General features: G+C 72.0%; 26 protein-coding genes and 1 tRNA gene. 12 read left to right on the top strand and 15 right to left on the bottom strand.

Annotated elements, in window-relative coordinates:
* Positions 1-226 precede the first annotated feature (226 nt).
* Positions 227-1543 (bottom strand): tetratricopeptide repeat protein, encoded by a 1317-nt coding sequence (locus tag ACZ573_RS35710; protein ID WP_471312600.1) that lies wholly within the window; start codon positions 1541-1543, stop codon positions 227-229.
* Positions 1544-1785: 242 nt separating this feature from the next.
* Here ACZ573_RS35710 and ACZ573_RS35705 point away from each other — a divergent pair, with 242 nt between their 5' ends.
* Both ACZ573_RS35705 and ACZ573_RS35700 read left to right on the top strand, forming a co-directional pair.
* A complete protein-coding gene (locus ACZ573_RS35705; protein ID WP_471312598.1) occupies positions 1786-2187 on the top strand; it encodes a hypothetical protein in 402 nt (133 codons plus the stop codon).
* Positions 2188-2232: 45 nt separating this feature from the next.
* Complete coding sequence (locus tag ACZ573_RS35700) at positions 2233-3111, top strand: spermidine synthase (protein ID WP_471312596.1); 879 nt, start codon at positions 2233-2235, stop codon at positions 3109-3111.
* 4 nt (positions 3112-3115) lie between these two features.
* On the opposite strand, the gene ACZ573_RS35695 is transcribed toward ACZ573_RS35700, so the two are convergent.
* Complete coding sequence (locus tag ACZ573_RS35695) at positions 3116-4084, bottom strand: LysR family transcriptional regulator (protein WP_471312594.1); 969 nt, start codon at positions 4082-4084, stop codon at positions 3116-3118.
* 134 nt (positions 4085-4218) lie between these two features.
* On the opposite strand from ACZ573_RS35695, the gene ACZ573_RS35690 reads away from it, so the two are divergent.
* Positions 4219-4632 carry a hypothetical protein gene (locus tag ACZ573_RS35690; protein WP_471312592.1) on the top strand — a complete coding sequence of 138 codons (414 nt, stop codon included), beginning with the start codon at positions 4219-4221 and terminating at the stop codon, positions 4630-4632.
* Between the two features lie 112 nt (positions 4633-4744).
* Here ACZ573_RS35690 and ACZ573_RS35685 read toward each other — a convergent pair whose 3' ends face one another.
* Complete coding sequence (locus ACZ573_RS35685) at positions 4745-5290, bottom strand: hypothetical protein (protein ID WP_471312589.1); 546 nt, start codon at positions 5288-5290, stop codon at positions 4745-4747.
* Between the two features lie 79 nt (positions 5291-5369).
* Between ACZ573_RS35685 and ACZ573_RS35680 the strand changes: the two genes are divergently transcribed.
* The 5 genes from ACZ573_RS35680 (at position 5370) to ACZ573_RS35660 (ending at position 8730) form a co-directional block, all read left to right on the top strand.
* Complete coding sequence (locus tag ACZ573_RS35680; RefSeq protein WP_030010722.1) at positions 5370-6059, top strand: response regulator transcription factor; 690 nt, start codon at positions 5370-5372, stop codon at positions 6057-6059.
* A gap of 7 nt (positions 6060-6066) precedes the next feature.
* Positions 6067-7473: a sensor histidine kinase gene (locus ACZ573_RS35675; RefSeq protein WP_471312587.1), complete on the top strand. Its 1407-nt coding sequence runs from the start codon at positions 6067-6069 to the stop codon at positions 7471-7473.
* 27 nt (positions 7474-7500) lie between these two features.
* Entirely contained in the window at positions 7501-7665 is a 165-nt protein-coding gene (locus ACZ573_RS35670) for a DUF5993 family protein (protein ID WP_189737231.1), read from the top strand.
* A gap of 2 nt (positions 7666-7667) precedes the next feature.
* Complete coding sequence (locus ACZ573_RS35665) at positions 7668-8321, top strand: disulfide bond formation protein B (protein WP_471312584.1); 654 nt, start codon at positions 7668-7670, stop codon at positions 8319-8321.
* 115 nt (positions 8322-8436) lie between these two features.
* The gene (locus ACZ573_RS35660; protein ID WP_471312582.1) at positions 8437-8730 is read left to right on the top strand and encodes a hypothetical protein; all 294 of its coding nucleotides are present in this window, start codon (positions 8437-8439) and stop codon (positions 8728-8730) included.
* A gap of 6 nt (positions 8731-8736) precedes the next feature.
* Here ACZ573_RS35660 and ACZ573_RS35655 read toward each other — a convergent pair whose 3' ends face one another.
* Positions 8737-9642, bottom strand: coding sequence for a YwqG family protein (locus ACZ573_RS35655; RefSeq protein ID WP_471312580.1), 906 nt, complete (start codon positions 9640-9642; stop codon positions 8737-8739).
* A 23-nt stretch (positions 9643-9665) separates the two neighbouring features.
* On the bottom strand, positions 9666-10244 hold the full coding sequence (locus tag ACZ573_RS35650) for a TetR/AcrR family transcriptional regulator (protein WP_471312578.1): 579 nt from the start codon (positions 10242-10244) through the stop codon (positions 9666-9668).
* Between the two features lie 79 nt (positions 10245-10323).
* On the opposite strand from ACZ573_RS35650, the gene ACZ573_RS35645 reads away from it, so the two are divergent.
* Entirely contained in the window at positions 10324-11142 is an 819-nt protein-coding gene (locus ACZ573_RS35645; RefSeq protein WP_471312576.1) for an SDR family oxidoreductase, read from the top strand.
* Positions 11143-11152: 10 nt separating this feature from the next.
* Here ACZ573_RS35645 and ACZ573_RS35640 read toward each other — a convergent pair whose 3' ends face one another.
* From ACZ573_RS35640 to ACZ573_RS35625, 4 genes are read right to left on the bottom strand one after another with little or no spacing between them, the layout of a single operon-like run.
* Positions 11153-12556 (bottom strand): GH1 family beta-glucosidase, encoded by a 1404-nt coding sequence (locus tag ACZ573_RS35640; RefSeq protein ID WP_471312574.1) that lies wholly within the window; start codon positions 12554-12556, stop codon positions 11153-11155.
* Positions 12553-13377 carry a carbohydrate ABC transporter permease gene (locus ACZ573_RS35635; protein ID WP_078851150.1) on the bottom strand — a complete coding sequence of 275 codons (825 nt, stop codon included), beginning with the start codon at positions 13375-13377 and terminating at the stop codon, positions 12553-12555. The genes ACZ573_RS35640 and ACZ573_RS35635 overlap by 4 nt, the downstream gene beginning before the upstream one ends.
* The gene (locus ACZ573_RS35630) at positions 13374-14390 is read right to left on the bottom strand and encodes a carbohydrate ABC transporter permease (RefSeq protein ID WP_471312571.1); all 1017 of its coding nucleotides are present in this window, start codon (positions 14388-14390) and stop codon (positions 13374-13376) included. The genes ACZ573_RS35635 and ACZ573_RS35630 overlap by 4 nt, the downstream gene beginning before the upstream one ends.
* 7 nt (positions 14391-14397) lie before the next feature.
* A complete protein-coding gene (locus ACZ573_RS35625; protein WP_471312569.1) occupies positions 14398-15753 on the bottom strand; it encodes an ABC transporter substrate-binding protein in 1356 nt (451 codons plus the stop codon).
* A gap of 102 nt (positions 15754-15855) precedes the next feature.
* On the opposite strand from ACZ573_RS35625, the gene ACZ573_RS35620 reads away from it, so the two are divergent.
* Entirely contained in the window at positions 15856-16881 is a 1026-nt protein-coding gene (locus ACZ573_RS35620) for a LacI family DNA-binding transcriptional regulator (protein WP_471312566.1), read from the top strand.
* A 94-nt stretch (positions 16882-16975) separates the two neighbouring features.
* Here ACZ573_RS35620 and ACZ573_RS35615 read toward each other — a convergent pair.
* The 4 genes from ACZ573_RS35615 to ACZ573_RS35600 form a co-directional block, all read right to left on the bottom strand.
* Positions 16976-17048, bottom strand: a tRNA-His gene (locus tag ACZ573_RS35615).
* Between the two features lie 106 nt (positions 17049-17154).
* Positions 17155-17757 (bottom strand): oligoribonuclease, encoded by a 603-nt coding sequence (gene orn / locus ACZ573_RS35610; RefSeq protein WP_189737213.1) that lies wholly within the window; start codon positions 17755-17757, stop codon positions 17155-17157.
* A gap of 105 nt (positions 17758-17862) precedes the next feature.
* The gene (locus ACZ573_RS35605) at positions 17863-19038 is read right to left on the bottom strand and encodes a helix-turn-helix domain-containing protein (protein WP_301370950.1); all 1176 of its coding nucleotides are present in this window, start codon (positions 19036-19038) and stop codon (positions 17863-17865) included.
* A 376-nt stretch (positions 19039-19414) separates the two neighbouring features.
* The gene (locus tag ACZ573_RS35600) at positions 19415-19858 is read right to left on the bottom strand and encodes a hypothetical protein (protein WP_471312563.1); all 444 of its coding nucleotides are present in this window, start codon (positions 19856-19858) and stop codon (positions 19415-19417) included.
* Positions 19859-20181: 323 nt separating this feature from the next.
* Between ACZ573_RS35600 and ACZ573_RS35595 the strand changes: the two genes are divergently transcribed.
* Both ACZ573_RS35595 and ACZ573_RS35590 read left to right on the top strand, forming a co-directional pair.
* Positions 20182-20715, top strand: a complete 534-nt coding sequence (locus ACZ573_RS35595) for a universal stress protein (protein ID WP_471312561.1) — start codon at positions 20182-20184, stop codon at positions 20713-20715.
* 172 nt (positions 20716-20887) lie between these two features.
* Entirely contained in the window at positions 20888-21457 is a 570-nt protein-coding gene (locus ACZ573_RS35590; protein ID WP_471312558.1) for an acetate uptake transporter, read from the top strand.
* Positions 21458-21569: 112 nt separating this feature from the next.
* Here the strand turns inward: ACZ573_RS35590 and glmS are convergent, their stop codons facing one another.
* Positions 21570-23387 carry a glutamine--fructose-6-phosphate transaminase (isomerizing) gene (glmS, locus tag ACZ573_RS35585; RefSeq protein WP_301370954.1) on the bottom strand — a complete coding sequence of 606 codons (1818 nt, stop codon included), beginning with the start codon at positions 23385-23387 and terminating at the stop codon, positions 21570-21572.
* A gap of 65 nt (positions 23388-23452) precedes the next feature.
* The gene (locus tag ACZ573_RS35580) at positions 23453-23728 is read right to left on the bottom strand and encodes a hypothetical protein (protein ID WP_030008735.1); all 276 of its coding nucleotides are present in this window, start codon (positions 23726-23728) and stop codon (positions 23453-23455) included.
* Between the last annotated feature and the right edge of the window lie 75 nt (positions 23729-23803).

The raw sequence follows: 23803 nt of genomic DNA, 5'->3' as shown, positions 1-23803 counted from the left end.
CCGTCTGGCCGGGACAAGCCCGCACGCGCCGAGCCGAGGAGACCCTCGTGCGGGGCACCGCCCCACACCACCCAGCCCCGCCGGCGATTGAGGCGACCGCCCCCGCAGGGACAGCCCACGCCGTGAACCGCCGAGCCGACCGCAGGGCACCCCGCAGGGGACCGGCCGGCGATTGAGGCGTCCCACCTCGGCAGGAGGGATCCGTGCCGCCGAGCCGACCGCAGGGTCAGACCGTCGCGCGGGACAGGAACGCGCCCACCCGGGGGGAGCGCTGGTGGGGGACCAGGGTGGCGGCCGTTTCCGTGAGCATCGAGCGGACCCGCGTCGACTGGACCTCCGCCAGGAGGTCCAGCACGCGGCCCCCCGCCCACGCCGCCTCGTCCGGGGCCCCCGCGCGGGCCAGGTCGCCGGCCAGCTCGGCGGTGTAGAGGGCCACGTTCCGGGCGAAGTGCGGGTCCTGCAGGTCGGCGGCGCGCCGGGCGTGCCGGGCCGCGCGGGCGTGTTCGCCGAGGGCCGACCAGCAGCGCGCCTCCAGGAACTCCAGCTCCGCGTGCCCGAAGAAAGACATCCACTCGGGGTCGGCGTCCGACTCGCCGCGGGAGAACTCCGTGTGCGCCCGGGTCAGCGCCTCCTCGCAGGCCTTGCGGTCGGCCAGCCCCGCCCAGCCGCCCGCCTCCCGCAGCGCGAGCAGGGACAGCAGCCGCGGGGAACCGAGGGAGCGGGCGGCGCGGCGGCCGGCCTGGGCGGCCCGTACCGCCTCGCGGGAGCGGCCGCAGTCCCGGGCCAGGAAGGCCATGTTGCTGAAGGCGTGCGCCTCCAGTCCCGCGTCCCGCGCGACCCGGGCCGTCGCCAGGGCCTCCGCGTAGTGCGAGCGGGCGTCGTCGAAGCGGCCCGAGTCGTGGGCCAGCCAGCCGACGGAGACGGCCAGTTCACCGGCGCCCGAGTGCAGCCGGTCCTCGGTGGACTGCCGGGTGGCTCCCGCGTCGAGCAGTGCGTAGGCGGTGCGCAGGGGTTCGGCGGCCCGCCGGTACAGGGCGTCTGCGCCGTGCCGGTCGTCCAGCAGGCGGATCTGGCGTACCGCGTCCTCAACGGCGGCGGCCTCGGACTCGCCGGCGCGGGAGGGGAGCCGGCGGGTGTCGCCGAGCAGGGTGAGGCTGAGCGTCGCGGCCGCCACGGTCGCGGAGCCGCCCGCCATGAACGCGCGACGCAGCACGTCGCTCTCCTTGGCACTGGAAGGGGAACGGTGGAAGGGGACGGAGAGGGGATCGCGCTGGGCAGAGCGGCCGCGGACGCTCTCGCGGGGGGAGAAGCCCAGATCGGCCAGGGCCCGGCCGGGGAACATGTGGAGGAAGACCCGCTCGTAGGCGTAGTTGGGACAGCGGATCTCGCCGGACTCGACCCGGCCGATGTAGCGCGCGTCGCAGGAAACCGTTTCTCCGATCTCCTTCGCGGCTCGGCGTACCAGGGCGGCGAACTCGGCCGGGGAGTGCTGCCCGCGCAGCCGCCGGAACGTGGAGTTGGGTGAGTGGGGGGACGCCGCCATGGACGTGACCTCTCTGGCAAGGAACGCAGCACCGGTGCTGTGACTGGGGGTCCGGCGCGCATGAACGTACCGCCAGCGAGGGGGTGTTCATGCGATGTTTGGCTACAAAACGGATATCTCACCCGCGATCCGCCATGAACTGCCATCCTTTGCGGCGTCTTGCCGCCGCACCCGTTGACGTTCCCGTGCGTTGAACCCATGCGGATACGGATCGAGGAGGGGTTCCCTTGTTGGAGGGCGGCATGGAGAGCACTGGAACGAATACCGCGTCCGAGCCCGGCGCGGCCCCGGACCTGGACCTGGTGACCGTTCCCACCCGGCAGGGGCTGGAGGCGGTGGACATCATCCGCCGCGCCGCCCGCCAGGCCGGCGGGGTCGGACCCGTCCTGCACGACGGATCCGGCGACACCCTCGGCTTCCTCGTGCCGTCCGGCACGGCCGACGCGTGGGACCTGCCGGGCAGCGCGTGTACGCAGACCAACGGGCGCGGCATGCGCTTCGGCGACGCCGCCTCGCCCGCCGCGGGCGCCACCGGCTGGCTGCTCCCGCCGGAGGCCGTCGGGCCGGTCACCGATCCGGACGTGCTGCGGGCGGCGCTCGGCGAGGCGGCCCGGCTGATCGAGGCCGCGGACAACTGCCGCTGACGCCTGCGGGCCGGGTCCGGCGCCGCCGCCCGTCACAATGGGGTGGTGGCAGGCAAGGACAGGAACAAGGGCAAGCAGCGCGGACGCGGCGCCGCCGAGGCGGTCGTCGGGCAGGTGGACGGCGGCCGGGCGGAGCTGGAGCCGGACCGGGAGCGGTCCGGCGCCTGGACCCTGCTGATCGACGGGGCCCCGCAGTCGCACGTGGACCTGGAGGATCCCGGGTACCTGGACTTCGCGTACCAGCGGCGGATCGGCCACCTGATCGACCTCGTCGCGCCCGCCCGGCAGCCCCTGAACGTGGTGCACCTGGGCGGCGGCGCCTTCACCCTCGCCCGCTACACCGCCGCCTCCCGTCCCCGTTCCACCCAGCAGGTCGTGGAGATCGACGCCGCCCTGGTGGCCTTCGTACGGGAACACCTGCCGCTGGACCCCCAGGCGCGGGTCCGGGTCCGGGCCGTGGACGCGCGGGCGGGCCTGGCCAAGGTCCCGGACGGCTGGGCGGACCTGGTGATCGCGGACGTGTTCAGCGGGGCGCGCACCCCGGCACACCTGACGAGCACCGAGTTCCTGGACGACGTACGCCGTGCCCTCGCGCCCACCGGGTGGTACGTGGCCAATCTGGCGGACGGTCCGCCGCTGACCCATCTGCGGGGCCAGATCGCCACGGCCGCGTCCCGGTTCACGGAGCTGGCGCTGGCCGCCGATCCGGTGGTGTGGCGGGGGAAACGGTTCGGCAACGCCGTCCTGGTGGCGGCCGACCGTGAGCTGCCCGTCGCGGAATTCACCCGCCGTGTGGCGAGCGACCCGCACCCGGGCCGGGTCGAGCACGGCCGGGCCCTGGCCGACTTCGCGGGCGGCGCGGCCCCGGTCGCGGACGCCTCCGCGGTGGCCTCGCCGCAGCCGCCGCCCTCCGTCTTCCGCTGAAAGGTCACGCGGACCCGCTGCCCGCGTACCCTCCCCAGCCGGCGGAAGGGCCGGCCACGCGCCTGCCCCGCTGAGGCCGAGCCCGGCCGCGTACGGCTGCCGAGTTCCGTGCCACCTGGGCGAAGGCGTGCACGAGGCCACTGCGGTTCGTGAGGGACCACACCAGTGCCCACTGGGTGCTCGGGGCGTCGTGGATGGGCAGGTAGGTGATGCCGGGGTAGGAGAAGTACCGGGTGGAGTGCTGGTGCAGGGGGCTGACGATCTGCCCGTCGGCGACGAGGGCGAGGACCTCCTGGAGGGTGCGCGCGGTCGGACCCCGCTTGATGAGGCGTCCGTTCGGGGTCCGTCTCGGCACCAGCGCCTCCACCCAGTAGGACGGCGCCAGGCCGCCGAGGTCGGCGACCGGGTGGCCGTCGAGTTCCTCCCACGCCACGGAGACGAGGCGGGCCAGATCGGACTCGGCCGGAACGGCGAGCACGCGCCCCTCGGTCAACACCACCGGGCCGACGGTCAGATCGGGTTCCTGGACCGGCAGCCACAGGATCTGCGTGTCGACCTCGTCGGCGCGAAGGAGGCCGAACGGGTCCGAAAGACGGGATTCCACCAATTCGACTTCGCTGTCCGGATGATGTGACCGGAATTCCTCGATCAAAGGCCGAATTTCATGCCCCATGGCTCCGAGGAAGCCCACCCGTAATGTTCCGCGCAGCCCCTGGGCCGCCCCTTTCGCCCTCGTTATCGCCTCCTGGAACATGTCCCGCGCGTGCGAAAGGTCGTCGCGCAGCCGGCGGCCGATCAAGGTGAGGCGCACCGTGCGGGTGGTCCGCTCGAACAGGGCCGCCCCGATGGCCCGTTCCTGCTTCCTGATGACCTGGCTGACCCGGGCCTGGGAGATGTGCAGCCGCTCGGCCGTCCGCCCGAAGTGGAGCTCGTCCGCCAGTGCCAAAAATACGTCCACGTCTCGCAGTTCCAACTCCGGGCCCCCGTTTTTTGATAACTCCCGCTTATCGAACCGGAACCAGAATTTACGTAGATCCCTCTCCCGTCAACTGGCTAGCTTGAAGTCGCTCGGTCAAGTCGAATTGCCACGAAGGAGCCAGGCAGATCATGAACAAGCTCAGCAAGTTCGCCGCGGCAGCCGCTTCCGCCACCGCCCTTGTCGCCCTCGCGGGAGCCCCCGCCGAGGCGGCGGACACGGCGTACAACACGCGCTCGGTGACCCTGACCGCGAACCCGACCTCGGGCATGGTGAACGCCTGCGTGAGCAGGGACATCTACCTGGCGACGGGGGACTACAAGTGGTCGCAGATCCTCGGCGGTGCGCGCATCCCCAGCCGTGACCTCTACGTCGAGGCCGGCTGGTACACCTGGAACGACTGCATCGTCCCGTACAACGGGTACTACAACCAGCACTCCTGGCTGTCCAAGCCGGGCTCGGCGACCGCCAGCCTGGCCGACACCAACCAGCTCCACCTTTCGGGGACCTACACCTTCGGGTCGGAGCTCGCCCCGAAGTTCTGATCCCGTCCCCCCGCCGGGAGGGGAGAAGCACCGTGTGGGCCGGGACCCGAAAGGGGTCCCGGCCGTTCCCGGTCAGGCCGCGGCCGCCTCAGGGGCCGTCTCAGGGGCCGTCTCAGGGGTCGACGATCTCGACCAGCGGCGGATGGTCGTGCCAGGTGCAGAAGACCGACACCTCGCGGCCGTCCTTGGTGAAGGTGACCCGGATCCAGAAGTCCGTCTTCCACACCTGCATCCGCCAATCGGTCGCCGGAGTCGCCGAGACCAGCTCCGCGGAGGACGTGCCCAGGGAGAAGACGACCCGGCCGCCGGACACGGGATAGGCCTGCACCTTGCCCGCGTCCTGGCCCTCCGTCCGCTGGTACGGGCCGGTGGTGGCCGACGGCTTCGGGGACTTCTCCGGGGCGGCCCCGGCGGGCGGCGACGCTTCCGGGGTGGGCGGCCCGGAGGGCGAGGGGGACGCGGACTGCGAGGGAGAGGGGGACGGGGACGCCTGCGCGCTGTGCGTCGACGAGGACAGCGGACGGCCGGTCAGGGGTACCGCGAGCGGTGGATCGTAGGCCGTTCCCGACATGACGGTGTGCACGCCCCACCACGACAGCGTCACCGCCGCGCCGGTCGCCAGCATCCAGGCCATGGCATGAAGAAGTCCTCGTCGCATCAAGGCACATACTGCACCACCCGCCACAACAGTGGCCCGACACCCCGCTGGGTCGCCCGGATGGACTACGGTGCGGGCCATGGCAAGTGTGCTCGTGGTCGAGGACGACCAGTTCGTACGTTCCGCCCTCATCCGGCACCTGACCGAGGCCTCGCACACCGTGCGGAGCGTCGGCACGGCCCTGGAGGCCCTGCGCGAGGTCGCGCACCACCGCTTCGACGTGGTCATCCTCGACCTCGGGCTGCCCGACCTGGACGGGTCCGAGGCGCTCAAGATGCTGCGCGGCATCACCGACGTACCCGTGATCATCGCCACCGCGCGCGACGACGAGGCGGAGATCGTCCGGCTGCTCAACGACGGCGCCGACGACTACCTGACCAAACCTTTCTCCGTGGAGCACCTCTCCGCCCGGATGTCCGCCGTCCTGCGCCGCGCCCGGGCCGCCGCCGGGGCCGAACCGCCCTCGCGCGTCCTGCGCGTCGGCGGGCTCGCCATCGACCCGCTGCGCCGCCAGGCCGAGCTGGACGGGGCCGTCCTGGACCTCACCCGCCGGGAGTTCGACCTGCTGGCCTTCCTCGCCGGCCGCCCCGGGGTGGTCGTGGCCCGGCGCGAACTGCTCGCCGAGGTCTGGCAGCAGTCGTACGGGGACGACCAGACCATCGACGTCCACCTGTCCTGGCTGCGCCGCAAACTCGGCGAGACCGCCGCCCGGCCGCGCTACCTGCACACGCTGCGGGGGGTCGGGGTCAAGCTGGAACCGCCCCGGTGAGCGCGCGATGAGATGGGCGCTCGTCAAGGTGTGCCTCGCGGTCACGGCCATGGTGGTCGTGGCCTTCGCCGTGCCGCTGGGCCTCGTCGTCCAGGAGATGGCCAGCGACCGGGCCTTCTCCAACGCAGAGCGGCAGGCCGCCAGCATCGGGCCGACGCTGTCCATCACCACCGACCCCGTCCAGCTGCGCAAGGCGGTGGAGTCGACCCAGATGGGCGCCGCCCGGCGGATGGCCGTCCACGTGCCCGCGATCGGCGACAGCCCTCCGGTGGACATCGGCCAGGGCCGGGCCGGGGAGCGCGCCGTCGCGGAGACCCGGCGGATGGGACGGGGCACGACCGCCTCGGTGGCGGGCGGCGGCTCGGCGCTGCTCCAGCCGACCGCGCTGGGCTCCGGGGACATCGCCGTGGTGGAGATCTTCGTACCGGAGAGCGAGGTCAGCAACGGGGTCGCGACCGCCTGGCTGGTGCTCGCCGGCGTCGGGCTGGCCCTGATCATCGGCTCGGTCGCGGTCGCCGACCGGCTCGGCGCCCGGCTGGTCCGGCCCGCCGAACGGCTCGCGGACGCCGCCCACCAGCTCGGCGAGGGCAGGCTCGGCGCCCGGGTGCCCGAGGACGGGCCGAAGGAACTCCGCTCGGCGGCCGCCGCGTTCAACGCGATGGCGGACCAGGTCGTCGAACTCCTCGCCAACGAACGGGAACTGGCCGCCGACCTCTCGCACCGGCTGCGGACCCCGCTGACGGTGCTGCGGCTCAACACGGCCTCGCTCGGCGACGGTCCGGCCGCCGAACAGACCCGTGCCGCCGTGGAGCAGCTGGAGCGCGAGGTCGACACGATCATCCGTACCGCCCGGGAGCAGCGCCCGGCCACCGGCCCGGGGGCCGGGGCGGGCGCGGGCTGCGACGCCTCCGAGGTGATCCGCGACCGGATGGCCTTCTGGTCGGCGCTCGCGGAGGACGAGGGACGCGAGGTGCGGCTCGCGGGCGTGGACCGTACGGTACGGATCCCCGTGGCGCGGCCCGAACTCGCCGCCGCCCTCGACGCCATGCTCGGCAACGTCTTCCGGCACACCCCCGAGGGCACCCCCTTCTCGGTGGACGTCCACGACGCGGGCGACGCCGTCATCGTGCTGGTCTCGGACGCGGGTCCCGGCATCTCCGACCCGGACGCGGCCCTGCGCCGCGGCAACGACGGCGGCCGCGACGGCTCGACCGGCCTCGGGCTGGACATCGTGCGGCGGGTCGCGGAGTCGACCGGCGGCGACGTACGGCTGGGGCGCTCGGTGCTCGGCGGGACCGAGGTCCGGGTCTGGATCGGCCTGGACGGCCGGAGCACCGGCGGTCCTGGCACGGGGCGGGCCGGGCGCGGCCGACGCGGCAACCGACGTAACCGGGGGCGCGCCTCGCAGGCGTGATGCCACCGTCTCGGTACGGTCCGCGGCATGGACACCCTGATCTTCGGCGGGCTCCTCGCCACGCTGATCGCCCTGTACCGGGGCGCGTCCCGGACGGTCGTGCTCGGCGCGTGGTGGGCGGTGCTGATCGCCGTCACGCTGCTGACGGCGCACCACATCACCAGCGGCCTCGCCCTGAAGCTGAGCTACTGACCGTGGCCGCGACGATGCACAGCCTCGTGCCGGACGCCCCGCCGGAGAACGGCCTGCTGAGCCGGGTCCAGTACTGGTTCGCCTGCTTCTTCGCCCTCGGCTGGTCGGCAGTCGTCTGCGCCGGCCTGTACCACCAGCTCGGCCGGGGGGAGATCCCGTGCCCGCTGTGCCTCGCGCAGCGGATGTTCATGCTGCTGGCCGCCCTGGGCGCGGCGTACGTCATCCGCTCGGCGCTGATCAGCGGCACCGTGACGGGTCGCGCCTACATGGCGGGCTGGGGGCTGTCCCTGGTCGCGGCGATCGGGGGCTCCTTCGCGTCCTGGCGGCAGACCATGCTGCACATCCTGCCGGGGGCCAAGGGGTACGGGAGCGAGGTGCTCGGCCTGCACCTGTACGTATGGGCGTGGATCCTCTTCCAGCTGTCGGTGGTCGCCATCGGTGTCGTCCTGGCCTTCGCCCATGTGACGGCCGACCGCGCCGTGCCGGCGGTCCGTCCGGGGGTACTGCGCACGGCGGGCATGTGCGCGCTGTGGTTCCTGGGCATGGTGATCGCCGTGAACCTGCTGGCGGTCTTCCTGGAGGAGGGCTTCCACTGGTTCCTTCCGGACACCCCGAGCCGGTACCGGTTCTTCTACGATGTCGGATTCCTGGACTGATCGGACTGATCGGGCTGATCGGACTGATCGGGCTGACCGGGCGGCCCGGACGGGGGCGCATATGTTGCCGCGCCCCCGGCCCGCGCGGAGGGTGGGCGTGACGGAAGGAGCACGCATGAGAGTCATGCTCAGGGCGCACATGGACACGGCCGCCACCAACGAGGGAATCAAGACCGGCGCCCTGCCCCAGGCGATCAAGACCCTGATGGACAAGGTGAAGCCGGAGGCCGCCTACTTCGGCCTGCACGAGGGCGTGCGCTCCTGCTGGATGGTCTTCGACCTCCAGGACAGCGCCCAGATGCCGCCGCTGATGGAGGACCTGTTCCTGCAGTTCAACGCCGAGGTCGAGGTCGCTCCGGTGATGAACGCCGAGGAGCTGGCGAGGGGCCTGGCGGCCATGGGGACCTGACCGGCCTCACTGGACGCTGAAGCCGTGCGGGTGGGACGGGTCCCGGGGGCAGGCGAATACGTTGAGCTTGCCGTGGTTGCCGACGACCACCCCCGTCGGGTGCTGCGGCCCGTCCTCCAGCGGGATCCAGCTCCGGGTGTCCGCGTGCCATTCGTTCGTCGCGACCGTCAGCAGCAGCTCCATCGGGCAGCCGCAGGCCTCGCAGTCCATGGGCCCGGGCCCGGTGAGGTTCCAGGCAGGGTGCCCGCCGGCCTTCCAGCCCGGGGCGAGGGACAGGTCGCTCTGGTAGGTCGGCGGCCAGGCCTCCTCGCCGCCCTCCTCCGCCGCCTCCTGGGTCTCGTACGCGGCCTCCTCCTGGGCGTCCTCCCACTCCTCGACCGCCGCGCCCAGCTCCCCGGTGAGCAGCTCGATGTACGGGTACTCGGTGACCCGCTCCGGGTGCAGCACGCACGGCTCGGGCACGTACCCGCAGAAGCCGACGGCTGCCGGTGCCGGCTGCTCCGCCGCCACCGTGCGGACCTCCGCGGCCCGGCGCCACCGCAGGTGCGTGTACATGCCGGAGCCGGTGGGTCCGTGGGCGTCGAAGGGGCACCAGAACACCTGGAGCAGATCGCAGCCGTCGGGCCCGGCCGGCAGGTCCGGCACGTCCCGGGCGTGGAGCTGGGCCAGGGCGAGCAGCGGCGGCGGTCCCGGTTCCGGGGCGCGCCGGTGCGGGCTCGCGCACACCGGCCACGGCTCGCCGGCGGGCCACAGCAGCGGCCCCCCTACGTGGCTGTCGTGCGGGCCGGGCCTGCCCGGACGCGGGTGCAGCCGGGTCGCGGTACGGCGGTGGGCGGCCAGGCCCGGGAAGAGGGACTCCACGTCCAGGGGGCGCGGGGGCGTGGTGCGGGTCCGTCCGTCACCTGTATGCATCGTCATCTCCGGTGGCGGGGCCCTCAGGCGAGGGAGTCGATCCAGCGTTCCAGGCGCCGGGCCTCGGCGGTCATGAGGTCCGGGTCGCGGAAGGTGTTGGTGAGCAGGGAGATGCCCTGGTAGGCGGCGATCAGGGCGACGGCGAGTTCGCGGGCGTCGGCCCGGCCCATCTCCGCGAACTGCCGCTCGGCCCAGTCGAGCAGGACCCGCATGACCTCCGCGATCGAGCGGTCGAGGCCGTCGGCGCGCTTGTCGAGTTCCGAGGCGAGGGTGCCGGTGGGGCAGCCGTACCGGGCGGTGAGCTCGCGCTCCTGGACCCAGCCGGACAGCAGGGCCTTCAACCGCTCCTCAGGGGTGGGGAGTTCGTCGAGGGCGGTGATCAGGCCCCGGAGGGTCTGGGCGTGCGCGTCGATCGCGGCCTCGACGAGCTCGTCCTTGGTCTTGAAGTAGTAGTAGACGTTGCCCACCGGGACCTCGGCCGCCTGGGCGATGTCCGCGAGCGTGGTCTGGGCGACGCCCTGCGCGTGGAGGACCTGCGCCGCGGCGGCCGCCAGCCGCTCCCGCTTGCCCGACGTCCGCCGGACCTTCTTTGAGTCAGTCACCTGACTGACTCTAGACGAGTGATCGGGGAGGGGCTATGGTCGTCATTAAGTCAGCTGACTAACTCACAGGAGGATCGTCGTGATCGTAGTGACAGGTGCGACCGGGAACGTGGGGCAGGAACTCGTACGGATCCTCGCGGACGGCGGCGAGCGCGTGACCGCCCTCTCCCGGCGGCCGACGGCGCACATGCCCGAAGGGGTCCGCCACCACCAGGGCGACCTCGCCGAGCCGCAGGACCTCGGCCCCGCGTTCGAAGGGGCCGGCGCACTGTTCCTGCTCGTCGCCGGCGAGGACCCGCACGGCATCCTGGACCGGGCCGCGGCCGCCGGGATCCGCCGGGTCGTCCTGCTCTCGTCCCAGGGAGTCGGAACCCGCCCCGAGGTGTACGCCCACCCCGCGCGGTTCGAGGACGCCGTCCGCCGCAGCGGCCTGGAGTGGACGATCCTGCGCTCCGGCGGCCTCAACTCCAACGCCTACGCCTGGGCCGAGACCATCCGTACGCGGCGCACGGCCGCCGCGCCCTTCGGCGACGTCGGGCTCCCGACCGTCGACCCGGCGGACATCGCCGAGGTCGCGGCCGCGGTCCTGCGCGAGCCGGGGCACGCGGGCCGGACCTACGAGCTCACCGGGCCCGCCCCGGTCACCCCGAGGCAGCGGGCCGAGGCGATCGGCGCGGCCCTGGGCGAGCCCGTCCGTTTCGTCGAGCAGACCCGGGAGGAGGCCCGCGCCCAGATGCTGACCTTCATGCCCGAGCCGGTCGTGGAGGGCACCCTCGGGATCCTCGGGGAACCCCTGCCCGCCGAACTGGAGCCGAGCCCCGCCGTACGGCAGATCCTCGGCCGGGCGCCCCGCCCGTTCACGGACTGGGCGGCCCGCTCGGCCCCGGCCTTCCGCTAGAACACCTCGTCTAGAACACCTCGTCCCCGTAGGTGAGGAAGCTCCCCTTCCGGGCCAGGCGGGCGTACCAGTGGGCGCTGGAGCGGGGGGTGCGGGCCTGGGTCTCGTAGTCGACCTGCACGATCCCGAAGCGCTTGCTGTACCCGTAGGACCACTCGAAGTTGTCCATCAGCGACCAGAGGAAATAGCCCTCCACCGGGGCGCCGTCCGCCAGGGCGCGGTGGACGGACGAGAGGTGGGCCTCCAGATAGCCGATGCGCTGCGGGTCGTGCAGGTCGGGGGCGTACGCCGCACCGTTCTCGGTGACCAGCAGCGGCAGCCCGGGCGCCTCGCGGGTGAAGCGCATCAGCAGGTCGTACAGGCCGGTGGGGTCGATCGACCAGCCCATGTCGGTCCGCTCGCCCGGGGGTTGGTGGAAGGCGACCGACTCCGCGGCGGGCCAGGGGGAGTGCGCCGCCGCCCCGTGCCCGTCGGCGCGCGGGCCGGTCCCGCCGGGAGCGGCCGAGACCAGGGCGGGGGTGTAGTAGTTCACCCCGAGGAAGTCCAGCGGCTGGTGGATCAGCGCCTCGTCGCCGTGGCGGACGAAGGACCAGTCGGTCACCGCGGCGGTGTCCGCGAGCAGGTCCTGCGGGTAGGCCCCGTGCAGCAGCGGGCCGGTGAAGACCCGGTTCGCCAGGGCGTCGATCCGGCGGGCCGCGTCCAGGTCGGCCGCCGAGCCGGTCAGCGGCCGTACCGCGCTGGGGTTGAGCGCGATCCCGGCCCTGGCCCGGGCCGGCAGGGCCGCGGCGGCCAAGCCGTGGGCCAGGTTGAGGTGGTGGGCGGCGCGCAGCGAGTCGGCGGGGGAGGTGCGGCCGGGGGCGTGGACCCCCGAGGCGTAGCCGAGGAAGGCGCTGCACCAGGGCTCGTTGAGGGTGGTCCAGAGCTCCACCCGGTCGGCGAGCGCCGCCGTGACCTGCTCGGCGTACCGGGCGAAGGCGTAGGCCGTCTCCCGCTCGGGCCAGCCGCCCGCGCTCTCCAGCTCCTGCGGCAGGTCCCAGTGGTACAGAGTCACGCAGGGCCGGATCCCGTACGAGAGCAGCTCGTCGACCAGGGCGTCGTAGAAGCCGATCCCGCCGGCGAGGACCCGCGGCCAGGACACCGAGAACCGGTAGGCGCCGAGCCCGAGGGAGGCCATCAGCCGGACGTCCTCCCGCCACAGCCGGTGGTGGTCGACGGCCACGTCGCCCGTGTCACCGCCGTGCACCTTGCCCGGCGTACGGCAGAAGGTGTCCCAGATGGACGGTCCGCGCAGGGTCGCGGCGCCCTCGATCTGGAAGGCCGCCGTGGCCGTACCCCACAGGAACCCGTCGGGGAACCGCAGTTCCCGCGCGCCGGTGTCCGGGTCCGCGTTCGTGTTCGTCGGGAGTTGGGTCATCCCTTCACCGCTCCTTGCATGATGCCGCCGACGATCTGCCGGCCGAAGACGAGGAACACCAGCAGCAGCGGGAGCGTGCCCAGCAGCGCGCCCGCCATGATCACCGACTGGTCGGGGATGTAGCCCCGGCCCAGCCCGGTCAGGGCCACCTGCACCGTCGGGCTGCCGTTCTGGGTCAGCGCGACGATCGGCCAGAAGAAGTCGTTCCAGGCCATGACGAAGGTCAGCATCCCCAGCACCGCCATGGCGGGCCGGGCGGCGGGGAACACGACGTGCCACAGGACCCGCAGCGAACTCGCCCCGTCCGTGCGCGCCGCCTCCACCAGCTCCATCGGCAGCGCGTGCACCAGGTACTGGCGCATGAAGAACACCCCGAAGGCACCCACCAGGGTCGGCAGGATCACCGCCTGGAGCCGGTCGGTCCACGACAGCTTCGCGATCAGCATGTAGAGCGGCACCACGCTCAGCTGCGGCGGGATCAGCATCGTCCCGATCACCAGCGCCAGCAGCGGCCGGCTGCCGCGGAAGCGGAGCTTGGCGAAGGCGAAGCCGGCGAGCGTGGAGAAGAACACGGTGCCCGCGGCGACCGTGCCCGCCACGATCACCGTGTTCAGCAGGGCCGTCCCCATGTTGGCGTCGGTCCACGCGACCTGGAGGTTGCGCCCCAGGTTCCCGCCGAACCAGAACGGCGGCGGGGTCTGGGCCAGGCGCGTATTGCTCCGGGACGCCGCGATCGCCGTCCACACGAGCGGGAAGAGCGAGCCGGCCGTGAACAGGGCGAGCACCACGTACGTGAGCCGGCCCGCGCGCAGTGACCTCATCGGGAGCCCTCCTTCCGGCCGCGCAGCAGCCGCGCCGCCCCGGCGATCAGCAGCAGGATCAGGAACATCGCCCACGCGATCGCCGAGGCCCGCCCGAGGTGCAGGTTCACCCAGCCCTGCTCGTACAGGTACAGCCCGAGCGTCTGGAACTGGTGGTCCGAGCCGCCCGTCGCGCCCGCCCCGCCGTTGAACAGCAGCGGCTCGCCGAACAGCTGGGTCGCCCCGATCGTCGACACCACACAGGTGAAGAAGATCGTCGGCCGCAGCGAGGGCACCGTGACGTGCAGGAACTGCTGGAAGCGCGAGGCCCCGTCCAGCGCGGCGGACTCGTACAGCTCGCCCGGCACGGCCTGCATGGCCGCCAGGTAGATCAGCGCGTTGTAGCCGGTCCAGCGCCAGATCACGATCGTGGAGACGGCGAGCTGGGAGGCGAAGGTGCCGTTCTGCCAGTCGACCGCGTCGAAACCCACCGCCGACAGCGCCCAGTTGACCATCCCGTAGTCCCGGCCGAAGAGCAGGACGAAGACGAGGGTGGCCGCCGCCACCGAGGTCGCGTACGGGGTGAGCACCGCGACGCGGAAGAACGCCGAGCCCCGCAGCCGGTAGTTGAGGAGGTGGGCCAGTCCCAGGGCGATCGCCAGCTGCGGCACCGTGGACAGCAGCCCGATGGTCACCGTGTTGCGCAGTGCGTTCCAGAAGAACTCGTCGTCCCACAGCCGGGTGAAGTTCCGCAGCCCCACCCACGTCATGCTGTTGGGATCGGTCAGCTCCACCTGGTGCAGCGCCGCCCAGCCCGTGTAGAGCAGCGGGAACAGCCCGAAGGCGGCGAAGAAGAGGAAGAAGGGCGCCACGAAGGCGTACGGGCTCAGGCGCAGGTCCCAGCGGTAGCGGCGCGAGCGCCACAGCTGGGCCCGCCCGCTCCGGCTGCCCCGCCCGCTCCGGCCGCCCCCCTCCGCCGCCGGCCGCTCCGGGCCGACGGCGGAGGGGGACAGCACGGCCGTCTCGTCCGTCACCGGTACCTCACTGGTCCAGGGCGTTGTCGATCGCCTTCACCGCGGCCTCCCAGCCCTCCTGCGGGCTGCGGCCCTTCTGGTCGACCTGGAGCATCCCGATGTCCGCCAGGTTCTGCGCGATCACCAGGTCCTTCGGGCCGACCACCGTCACCGGCACGCCCTCGGCCGCCTTCGAGAAGATCTCGCCGATCGGGGCGCCGCCGAAGTACGCGTGCTGCGCGCCCGACACCGCCGGCAGCTTGTACGCGGCGCTCGCGCTCGGGAAACTGCCCCGCTTCTCGAAGAGCTTCGCCTGCTGGGCCGGGGCCGTCAGCCAGGCCGCCAGCTTCGCCGCCTCCTCGGCGTGCTTGCCCGCCTTCGGCACCACCAGGAAGGACCCGCCCCAGTTGCTGGGCTTCGGCGCCTGCGCCACGTCCCACTTGTCCTTGCCCGCCGGGCCCGCCTTGTCCTGGATGTAGCCGAGCATCCAGGCCGGGCAGGAGACCGTGGCGAAGGAGCCGTTGGAGAAGCCCTGGTCCCAGGCCGGGGTGAACTGCTGCAGCTTGGCGCTCAGCCCGTCGGTGGCGAAGGACGCCGCCAGGTCGAAGGCGCCGCGCACCGCCGGGTTGGTCTTGTAGACGACCTTGCCCTGGTCGTCGTAGAAGCGCTGGGCGCTGCTCCCGGTCACCGCCGCCATCACACCCGACGCCGAGTCGACGAAGGCCTTCCCCTCGCCGGCCTTCGCCTTGTACGTCCGGCCCGCCTCCAGGTACTTGTTCCAGTCGCCCGCCCACAGCGCCCCGACCGCCGTCCGGTCGGTGGGCAGCCCGGCCGCCTCGAAGAGGTCCTTGCGGTAGCAGATGCCCTGCGGGCCGATGTCCGTGCCGAGGCCGACCGTGGCCCCGCCCCTGGCCGCGCTCGCCGTGCCCTGGGCCCACTTCCAGGGCAGGTACGCGGCCTTGTCCACGCCCGGGGCCTTGGCCAGGTCCACCAGCTTGTCGGCCTGGGTGGCGGTGATCTCGGCGATGTTGTTGACCTCGACGGCCTGGATGTCGGCGAGCCCGCTGCCCGTGCCCAGGTGGGTGAGGAGCTGGGGGTAGTAGTTCTCGTTCCGCTCGATGGAGGTCTGCTCGATGCGGATCCCGGGATTCTGCGCCATGTACTCGTCGTAGAGCCCGGCCTCCTGGAGTCCGAAGGCCCCGAAGACCCCGACGGTGAGGGTGGTCTGTGCGGCGCCGCCGGACGAGCCGGTGGCGGGGGCGCCCTGGTCGGGGCTCTCGGCGGGGTCCTGCGCGCATCCCGCGAGCAGCAGGGCCGTGGCTCCGGCCGCGGCGACGGTCGTGGCGAGGGTTCTTCGGACGCGGGCTCGGGCTCGGACGCGCATGTGCTTCCTCCCAGAAGGACGAAACGTGCCTGGTGTCGTGTGACACAGTGTGGGAGCGCTCCCACAGTCGTCAAGAGGTAGATTCACAACCGGGAGGAAGTCATGAACGGGCACGGGCGCAGCGGGGGACGACCGACCCTGGAGGAGGTCGCGGCGCGCGCCGGAGTCGGGCGCGGCACGGCCTCCCGGGTGATCAACGGATCCTCCAAGGTCAGCGAGCACACCAGGGTCGCCGTCGAGGCGGCCGTGGCCGAGCTGGGATACGTACCGAACCGCGCCGCGCGCGCCCTCGCGGCCAACCGCACCGACGCCATAGCCCTCGTGATCCCCGAGCCCGAGGCCCGCTTCTTCGCCGAGCCCTACTTCTCCGAAGTGGTCCGCGGGGTCGGCGCCGAGCTCGCCGACACCGAGGTCCAGCTCGTCCTCACCCTGGCGGGCAGCGACCGCGAGCGCCGCCGGCTCGCCCAGTACCTGTCCGGGCACCGCGTCGACGGGGTGCTGCTCGTCTCCGTCCACGCCGGGGACCCGCTGCCGGAGCTGCTGGCCGAGCTCGGCATCCCGACGGTGATCAGCGGCCGCCGTTCCGCCGCCGAGACCCTGCCCTGCGTGGACTCCGACAACCTGGCGGGCGCGGCCGAGGCCGTACGCCACCTCCTCGACCGGGGCCGCCGCACGATCGCCACGATCACCGGCCCGCTGGACGTGTACGGGGCCCAGTGCCGCCTCGACGGCTACCGGCAGGCCCTGGCCGCCGCCGGACATCCCGTCGACGAGCCGCTGATCGCGGTCGGCGACTTCACCGAGGAGGGCGGCCGGCGGGCCATGCGCGCCCTGCTGGAGCGCCGGCCCGGGCTCGACGCGGTCTTCGCCGCCTCGGACGTCATGGCGGCGGGCGCCCGGCGGGAGCTGCGCGCGGCCGGCCGCCGGATCCCGCGGGACGTGGCGCTGGTCGGCTTCGACGACTCCGTGGTGGCCCGGCACATGGACCCGCCGCTGACCAGCGTCCGGCAGCCGATCGAGGAGATGGGCCGGACCATGACGCGGATGCTGCTGGGGAGGATCGCGGGGGAGCCGGGTGAGGCGGCAGCCGTGCTGCCGAACCGGCTGGTGGTCCGGGAGTCGTCCTGACGGCCCCGGCCGGGCGGAAGCCCCTGGTCGTACAGAAGGCCCTGGTCATGCAGAAGGCCCCGGTCCGCTTTCGCGAACCGGGGCCTTCCCGCAGGGTGAGTGACGGGACTTGAACCCGCGGCCACCTGGACCACAACCAGGTGCTCTACCAACTGAGCTACACCCACCATGTCCGGTCGGAAAACCGACCGGCCGAAGAAAAGGGTACAGGGTCCGGGAGGGTGCTCGCTCCCTCCTTTCCCGGCGCCCCCCTCCGGAGGGGCCCGGCCGGAGCTACGCGCCCGGCACGGCGTGCTTGGCGGCGATGCTGCGGGCCGTGTCCGAGTCCGGCCCGGGCTGCGGTACGAAGACCGCCTCCCGGTAGTAGCGCAGCTCGGTGATGGAGTCCTTGATGTCCGCCAGCGCCCGGTGGTTGCCGTTCTTCGGCGGGCTGTTGAAGTACGCCCGCGGGTACCAGCGGCGCGCCAGCTCCTTGACCGAGGACACGTCCACGATCCGGTAGTGCAGGTAGCTCTCCAGCGCGGCCATGTCGCGCAGCAGGAAGCCGCGGTCGGTGCCGACCGAGTTTCCGCACAGCGGCGCCTTGCGGGGTTCCTTCACGTGCTCCCGCACGTAGGCCAGGACCTGCGCCTCGGCGTCCGCGAGGGTGGTCCCGCCGGCCAGCTCGTCGAGCAGGCCGGAGGCGGTGTGCATCTCGCGCACCACGTCGGGCATGGTCTCCAGCGCGGCGTCCGGCGGGCGGATCACGATGTCCACGCCTTCGCCGAGCACGTTGAGCTCCGAGTCGGTGACCAGTGCGGCCACCTCGATAAGTGCGTCGTCCGTCAACGAGAGCCCGGTCATCTCGCAGTCGATCCACACCATGCGATCGTTCATGTGTCCCACCTTATGCGGTCGCCCGGGGCGCGGACCGCATATGCGGAAGGTCCCCCATCGGCGGTGGCCGATGGAGGACCCTCGTGCTTCGTACTCAGCCCGCGGTCAGGCGTGTTCCCGCATGACCCGGCCCGGGGCGTACAGCTCCGTCACAGTGGGACCCGACGCGGCCAGGGCCGCCGCCGCCCGGTGGGGCTGCGGAGTGCGCTGGTGCGGAACCGGACCCGCGTTGATCTCGGCCACCTGTGCCACGTCGGCCTGCGGCCGGCGTGCCCGGTAGGCGGAGCGGTAGGCGGCCGGGGAGGACCCCAGCTGCCGCCGGAAGTGACCCCGCAGGGCGACCGGCGAGCGGAACCCGCAGCGCCCGGCGACCTCGTCGACCGAGTAGTCGGAGGTCTCCAGCAGCCGCTGTGCCTGGAGCACCCGCTGGGTGATCAGCCACTGCAGCGGAGCGCTGCCGGTGAGCGAGCGGAACCGCCGGTCGAAGGTGCGCCTGCTCATGTAGGCGCGGGCGGCCAGCGTCTCCACGTCGAACTGCTCGTGGAGGTGTTCCAGTGCCCAGGCGACGACCTCGGCCAGCGGGTCGGCGCCGATCTCCTCCGGCAGCGACCGGTCGAGATAGCGTTCCTGGCCACCCGTGCGGCGCGGCGGCACGACGAGCCTGCGGGCCAGGGCCCCGGCCGCCTCGCTGCCGTGGTCCGTGCGCACGATGTGCAGGCACAGGTCGATTCCGGCCGCCGTGCCGGCGGACGTGAGCACGTCGCCGTCGTCGACGAACAGTTCGCGCGGATCGACATGGACGGACGGGTACCGCTTGGCCAGCGTCGGCGCGTACATCCAGTGCGTCGTCGCGGGCCGGCCGTCCAGCAGACCGGCGGCGGCGAGCACGAAGGCTCCCGTGCACAGTCCGACGATCCGGGCCCCCTCCTCGTGCGCCAGACGCAGTGCGTCGAGCGCCTCCGGCGGCGGCGGTGAAGTGATGGAGCGCCAGGCGGGAACGACGACCGTTCCTGCCCGGGCGATCGCCTCCAACCCGTACGGCGCGGTCAGTTCGAGCCCGCCGGTGGTCCTGAGCGGACCGTCCTCACCGGCGCACACGAGCAATCGATAGCGTGGAACTCCCGCGTCCTGCCGGTCAATGCCGAACACGGAAAGTGGAATGGAGCTCTCGAAGATCGGTCCGCCGCTGAAGAGCAGCACCGCGACGATCTCCCTGCGGCGACGCCCCGCGAGCTTCCGGCCGGCGTCTGTGGTGACGACGGCGGTGGAATCCTGGCTCATGGCGCTAAGCCCCCCTTGGGTGTCGCGACTCCTTGGTCTGGTCGCACCTGCACGTTTCCCCTCGGCCTTGCACGTGGATCCCCCGCCGTAAATACATGATCGAATCTACTGCGTCCCGTGGTGTCGGCGTGACAAGTTCAGCACGCAGCGCTATGTCGACTTCTCAACTTGGCGAAAAGCATTCGATCAGTAAGCGTTCCACTCCGCTACCCGAACAGGAAGCACGCTCCCCGGCCATGGCCAGTACCTGTAGGGCCAGAACGCCCCCCGTGGTCTGTCGTCGCTGGTGGTGAGGGGGACGGGGGGACATTCCGGCAAGGAGGGCACCCTGCCGGGAAGTTGGCTGAAAACATGCGTGTGTGGGTGTGCGAATGAGTCAGTCGTGCGGGGAGACCGGGGCGGAGCCCCGGCAGCCGCGGCGCATCCCGGCACCGGCGCGTGAGTGCCGGCCGCGGTGGGCGGGCGGAAGGCCCTGCTCCACGGGCACCCGGGCCGCGGCCCGCCGGGTCTTCTCCGAGTGCCGCAGCAGGACCCGGCACGCGGCCGTGACGGCGAGCAGGCCGAGGGTCGCGACGGCTGCCCCGCCGAAGGAGGTTCCGTAGACGACGAGGACCACGGGGACGAGCAGGCAGCTGAAGGCGGCCCAGCGCACGACGTCACCCGCGGGGTCGTCGTGGGGGTGTCCGGCGGAACGCACGGACGGGTGAAGGGCGGAGCGGGGGGACGGGGTGAAGCGCGGGGCGGGGTCGGCGTTCTGGCGGGACCGGGCGGACCGCGTCGGCTGAGCTGGCTGGACGGGGTGAACCGGATGACCGGGCACGGCGTGCTCCCTGCGGGCTCTTACCTGTTGGTCGGACGCATGTCCCAACGCCCGGCGGCGGGGCTCGGTCACTGTGCCAACGGGTGGCGGTGGCCCGGCTCGTCACTGGCTGTAGGGGACAGCGGCCATTGCCAAGGCGCGCTCGCTCCGGCATGCTCCCTGGGACGCTCTCCAAGGGCGGCATGCCCTGTGCAGGACAGGAGTGTCGCCGTACCCTGGTGGGTATGGGCTTGGGAAGATGCTTCCCGGACAGAGCTCCGTCACACTGCGTCGCCGATTTCGCCCCTGTTGCTTCCTCCAAGGACCTCTTCGCCGAGACACCCATGGCCGGTCACGAATTCTCCGAACCCGCGGACCGCAAGCGCAAACGCGTCGTCGACCCCGCGTCGGCCGCCGATCTGCGCGCGGTGGAACAGACACGCGTGCACTGCGATCCGGCCTTCCGGCACGGGGTCGTTGTGGGATTCGACGGATCCACCTCCAGTGAGCGTGCGCTCGCCTATGCGATCGGCATGGCCCGTCGCTCCGGAGCCGGTCTGATCATCGTCCATGTCGCCAACCGGCTGCCCACCACGGTGTGGGCCGGCTGCGAGCCGCCCGTCTTCGTCGACGTGCCGGACCACCGCACCGAGGTGCTCGGGCTGGAGCTGGCCTGCGCGGACTATCTGGCCGAAGTGCCGTGGATCCTGGTCGAGCGCGGTGGTGACATCTGCCATGAGCTGGAGGAGGTCGGCCGGGAGTATTCGGCCGACGCCATCGTGGTCGGCTCCACGCACGGAATCGTGGGCCGGATCTTCGGCTCGGTCGCCGGCCGGCTGGCCAAGCGCGCACAGCGACCGGTCGTCGTCATTCCTTGAGTGCTTGAGTGCTCCCCTTCCTCCCTTCCTCGGACGAGCTATCGATCCGGTCGCTCGCCGTTGTCATTCTGTGACCGCTTGTTAAGTCGCTTGTGCGGTTGTGCCCTCGTGTAAAGGGTAGATAAATGCTGCTGGGACGCAGCAAAAAACTGCAGATCGAAGGGAGCCCGCCGTGGACAATGGTGTCTCTGCGGGAAGCACGGCCTCGACTTCGACCCTCGGGAACATCGCCCTGGGTCTCACCCTTCTCGCATTCGGTATCGGCCACACCGGTGTCATCGACGGTGTGTCCGCTGCCAACTCCGTGTCGCTCGCCATGTACGTCGGCGGCGCGGCCCTGTTCCTTCTCGGTCTCCTGGAGTACCGCGGCGGCAACGGGTTCAACGGCACCGCGTTCGCGGGCCTCGGCATCTTCTGGTTCACGTGGGCCAAGGGCGCGGGCGGTTCGGTCTCCGACGAAGCCGCCGGAACGTTTCTCGTCCTGTTCGCGATGCTCGCGCTGACCCTCACGGTCGCCGCCGCGAGCGGTCTGTTCAGCCAGGGCGTCTACGCCCTGCTGACCCTGTCGCTGCTCCTGCTCGCGATAGGCGCGTTCGTGGACAACGGCACGCTCGCGAAGGCGGGCGGCTGGGTCGCCGCCGTCTCCGGACTGCTGGCCTGGTACGGCGCCACCGCGGCGCTGGCGCACTGGCCGATGGCCGTCGGCAAGGCCCGCAGCGGCGGCGCGGTCGCCGCGAGCTGATCCGGCCGGCGGATCGGCCGGGCCGGCCGGTCCGGGCACCACGGCAGAGAACCCCCGTGCGCACCGCGCACGGGGGTTCTCTGGTGTCCGGTGCCGGTCCGGGGACGGACGACTATTCGACGGTGACCGACTTCGCCAGGTTGCGCGGCTTGTCGATGTCCCGGCCCATGGCCAGGGCCGTGTGGTACGCCAGGAGCTGGAGCGGGATGCCCATGAGGATCGGGTCCAGCTCGTCCTCGTTCTTCGGGACCACGATGGTGTGGTCCGCCTTCTCCTGCTCGCGGTGGGCGACCGCGAGGATCCGGCCGCTGCGGGCCTTGATCTCCTCCAGCGCGGCGCGGTTCTTCTCCAGCAGGTCGTCGTCCGGGACGATCGCGACCGTCGGCAGCGAGGGCTCGATCAGCGCCAGCGGACCGTGCTTGAGCTCGGAGGCCGGGTAGGCCTCGGCGTGGATGTAGGAGATCTCCTTCAGCTTGAGGGAGGCCTCCAGCGCCACCGGGTAGCCGCGCACCCGGCCGATGAACATCATCGACTTGGCCTCGGCGAACTCGGCCGCCAGCTTCTTGATGTCCTCTTCGCCCTCGAGGATCTCCTGGATCTGCGCGGGCAGCTTGCGCAGGCCCTCGATGATCCGCTTGCCGTCGGTGACCGAGAGGTCCCGGATGCGGCCCAGGTGCACGGCGAGCAGCGCGAAGGCCACGACCGTGTTGGTGAAGCACTTGGTGGAGACGACGCAGACCTCGGGGCCGGCGTGCACGTACACGCCGCCGTCGGCCTCGCGGGCGATGGCGGAGCCGACCACGTTGACCACGCCGAGGACGCGGGCGCCCTTGCGCTTGAGCTCCTGCACCGCCGCGAGGACGTCGTACGTCTCACCGGACTGGGAGACCGCGATGTAGAGGGTGTCGGGGTCCACGACCGGGTTGCGGTAGCGGAACTCGGAGGCCGGCTCGGCGTCGGCGGGGATGCGGGCCATGCCCTCGATGAGGCCGGCGCCGATGAGGCCCGCGTGGTACGAGGTGCCGCAGCCCAGGATCTTGACCCGGCGGATGCCGCGCGCCTCGCGCGGGTCCAGGTTCAGGCCGCCCAGGTGCACGGTGTTGAAGCGGTCGTCGATCCGGCCGCGCAGCACGCGGTCGACCGCGTCGGGCTGCTCGGAGATCTCCTTGTGCATGTAGGTGTCGTGACCGCCCATGTCGTACGAGGCGGCCTCCCACTCCACGGTCTCCGGGGTGGCGTTGGTCGTCGTGCCGGAGGTCGTGTAGGTGCGGAAGTCGTCGGCCTTGATGGTGGCCATCTCGCCGTCGCCGAGGGTGACGACCTGGCGGGTGTGGGCGACCAGCGCGGCGACGTCCGAGGCGACGAACATCTCCTTCTCGCCGATGCCGAGGACCACGGGGGAGCCGTTGCGGGCGACGACGATGCGGTCGGGGAAGTCGGCGTGCATGACGGCGATGCCGTAGGTGCCGTCGATGACCTTGACCGCCTCGCGGACCTTCTCCTCCAGGGAGTCGGCCTCGGAGCGGGCGATCAGGTGGACGATGACCTCGGTGTCGGTCTCCGAGACGAAGACGGCGCCTTCGGCCTCGAGCTTGGCGCGCAGCTCGGAGCAGTTGTCGACGATGCCGTTGTGGACGACCGCGACCTTGTTCTCGGGGTCCAGGTGCGGGTGGGAGTTGATGTCGCTCGGGGCGCCGTGCGTGGCCCAGCGGGTGTGGGCGATGCCGGTGGTGCCGGCGAAGCGCTTGGGAACGCGGGACTCCAGCTCGCGGACGCGGCCCTTGGCCTTGACGACCTTCAGGGCCGGGGCCTTCGGGGTGTTGACCACGATGCCCGCGGAGTCGTATCCGCGGTACTCCAGCCGCTGCAGGCCTTCCAGCAGCAGCGGTGCCACGTCACGCTTGCCGATGTAACCGACGATTCCACACATACGGTTCTGCCCCTCCTGAAGTTCGGTTCCGTGCTCGTCCGGGGCCGCGTGCGGCGGCCGCCGGCTCAGCCGTAGACGATGCGGCGCAACTGCCGGAGCGAGAGCTCCGGCGGCGCCACGGCGCGGTGCGGCAGCTCGGCCGCGATCCGCTCGAAGATCTCCGCGTTCACCGCTCCGCCGGACTGCAGTTCCCGATGGCGGCGGCGGACGAATTCCTCGGTCGTCTCGTCGAAGTAGGCGAGCACGTCCAGTACCACCCGGGCCGCCTCGCCGCGCTGCAGCGCGGTGCTGCGCACCAGGTGGTCGACGAGGTCGTCATGCGACGGGCGGCGATCGAGCACTCGTAGATATTGGCGGCTGACGGCGATGAACGCAAAGATCCTGCCCGATTCCGGGCAGGATCCCCCTGGTCTGGA

The organism is Streptomyces sp. NPDC040545, assembly GCF_055595065.1.
This window is presented reverse-complemented; position numbering and strand designations above follow the sequence as displayed.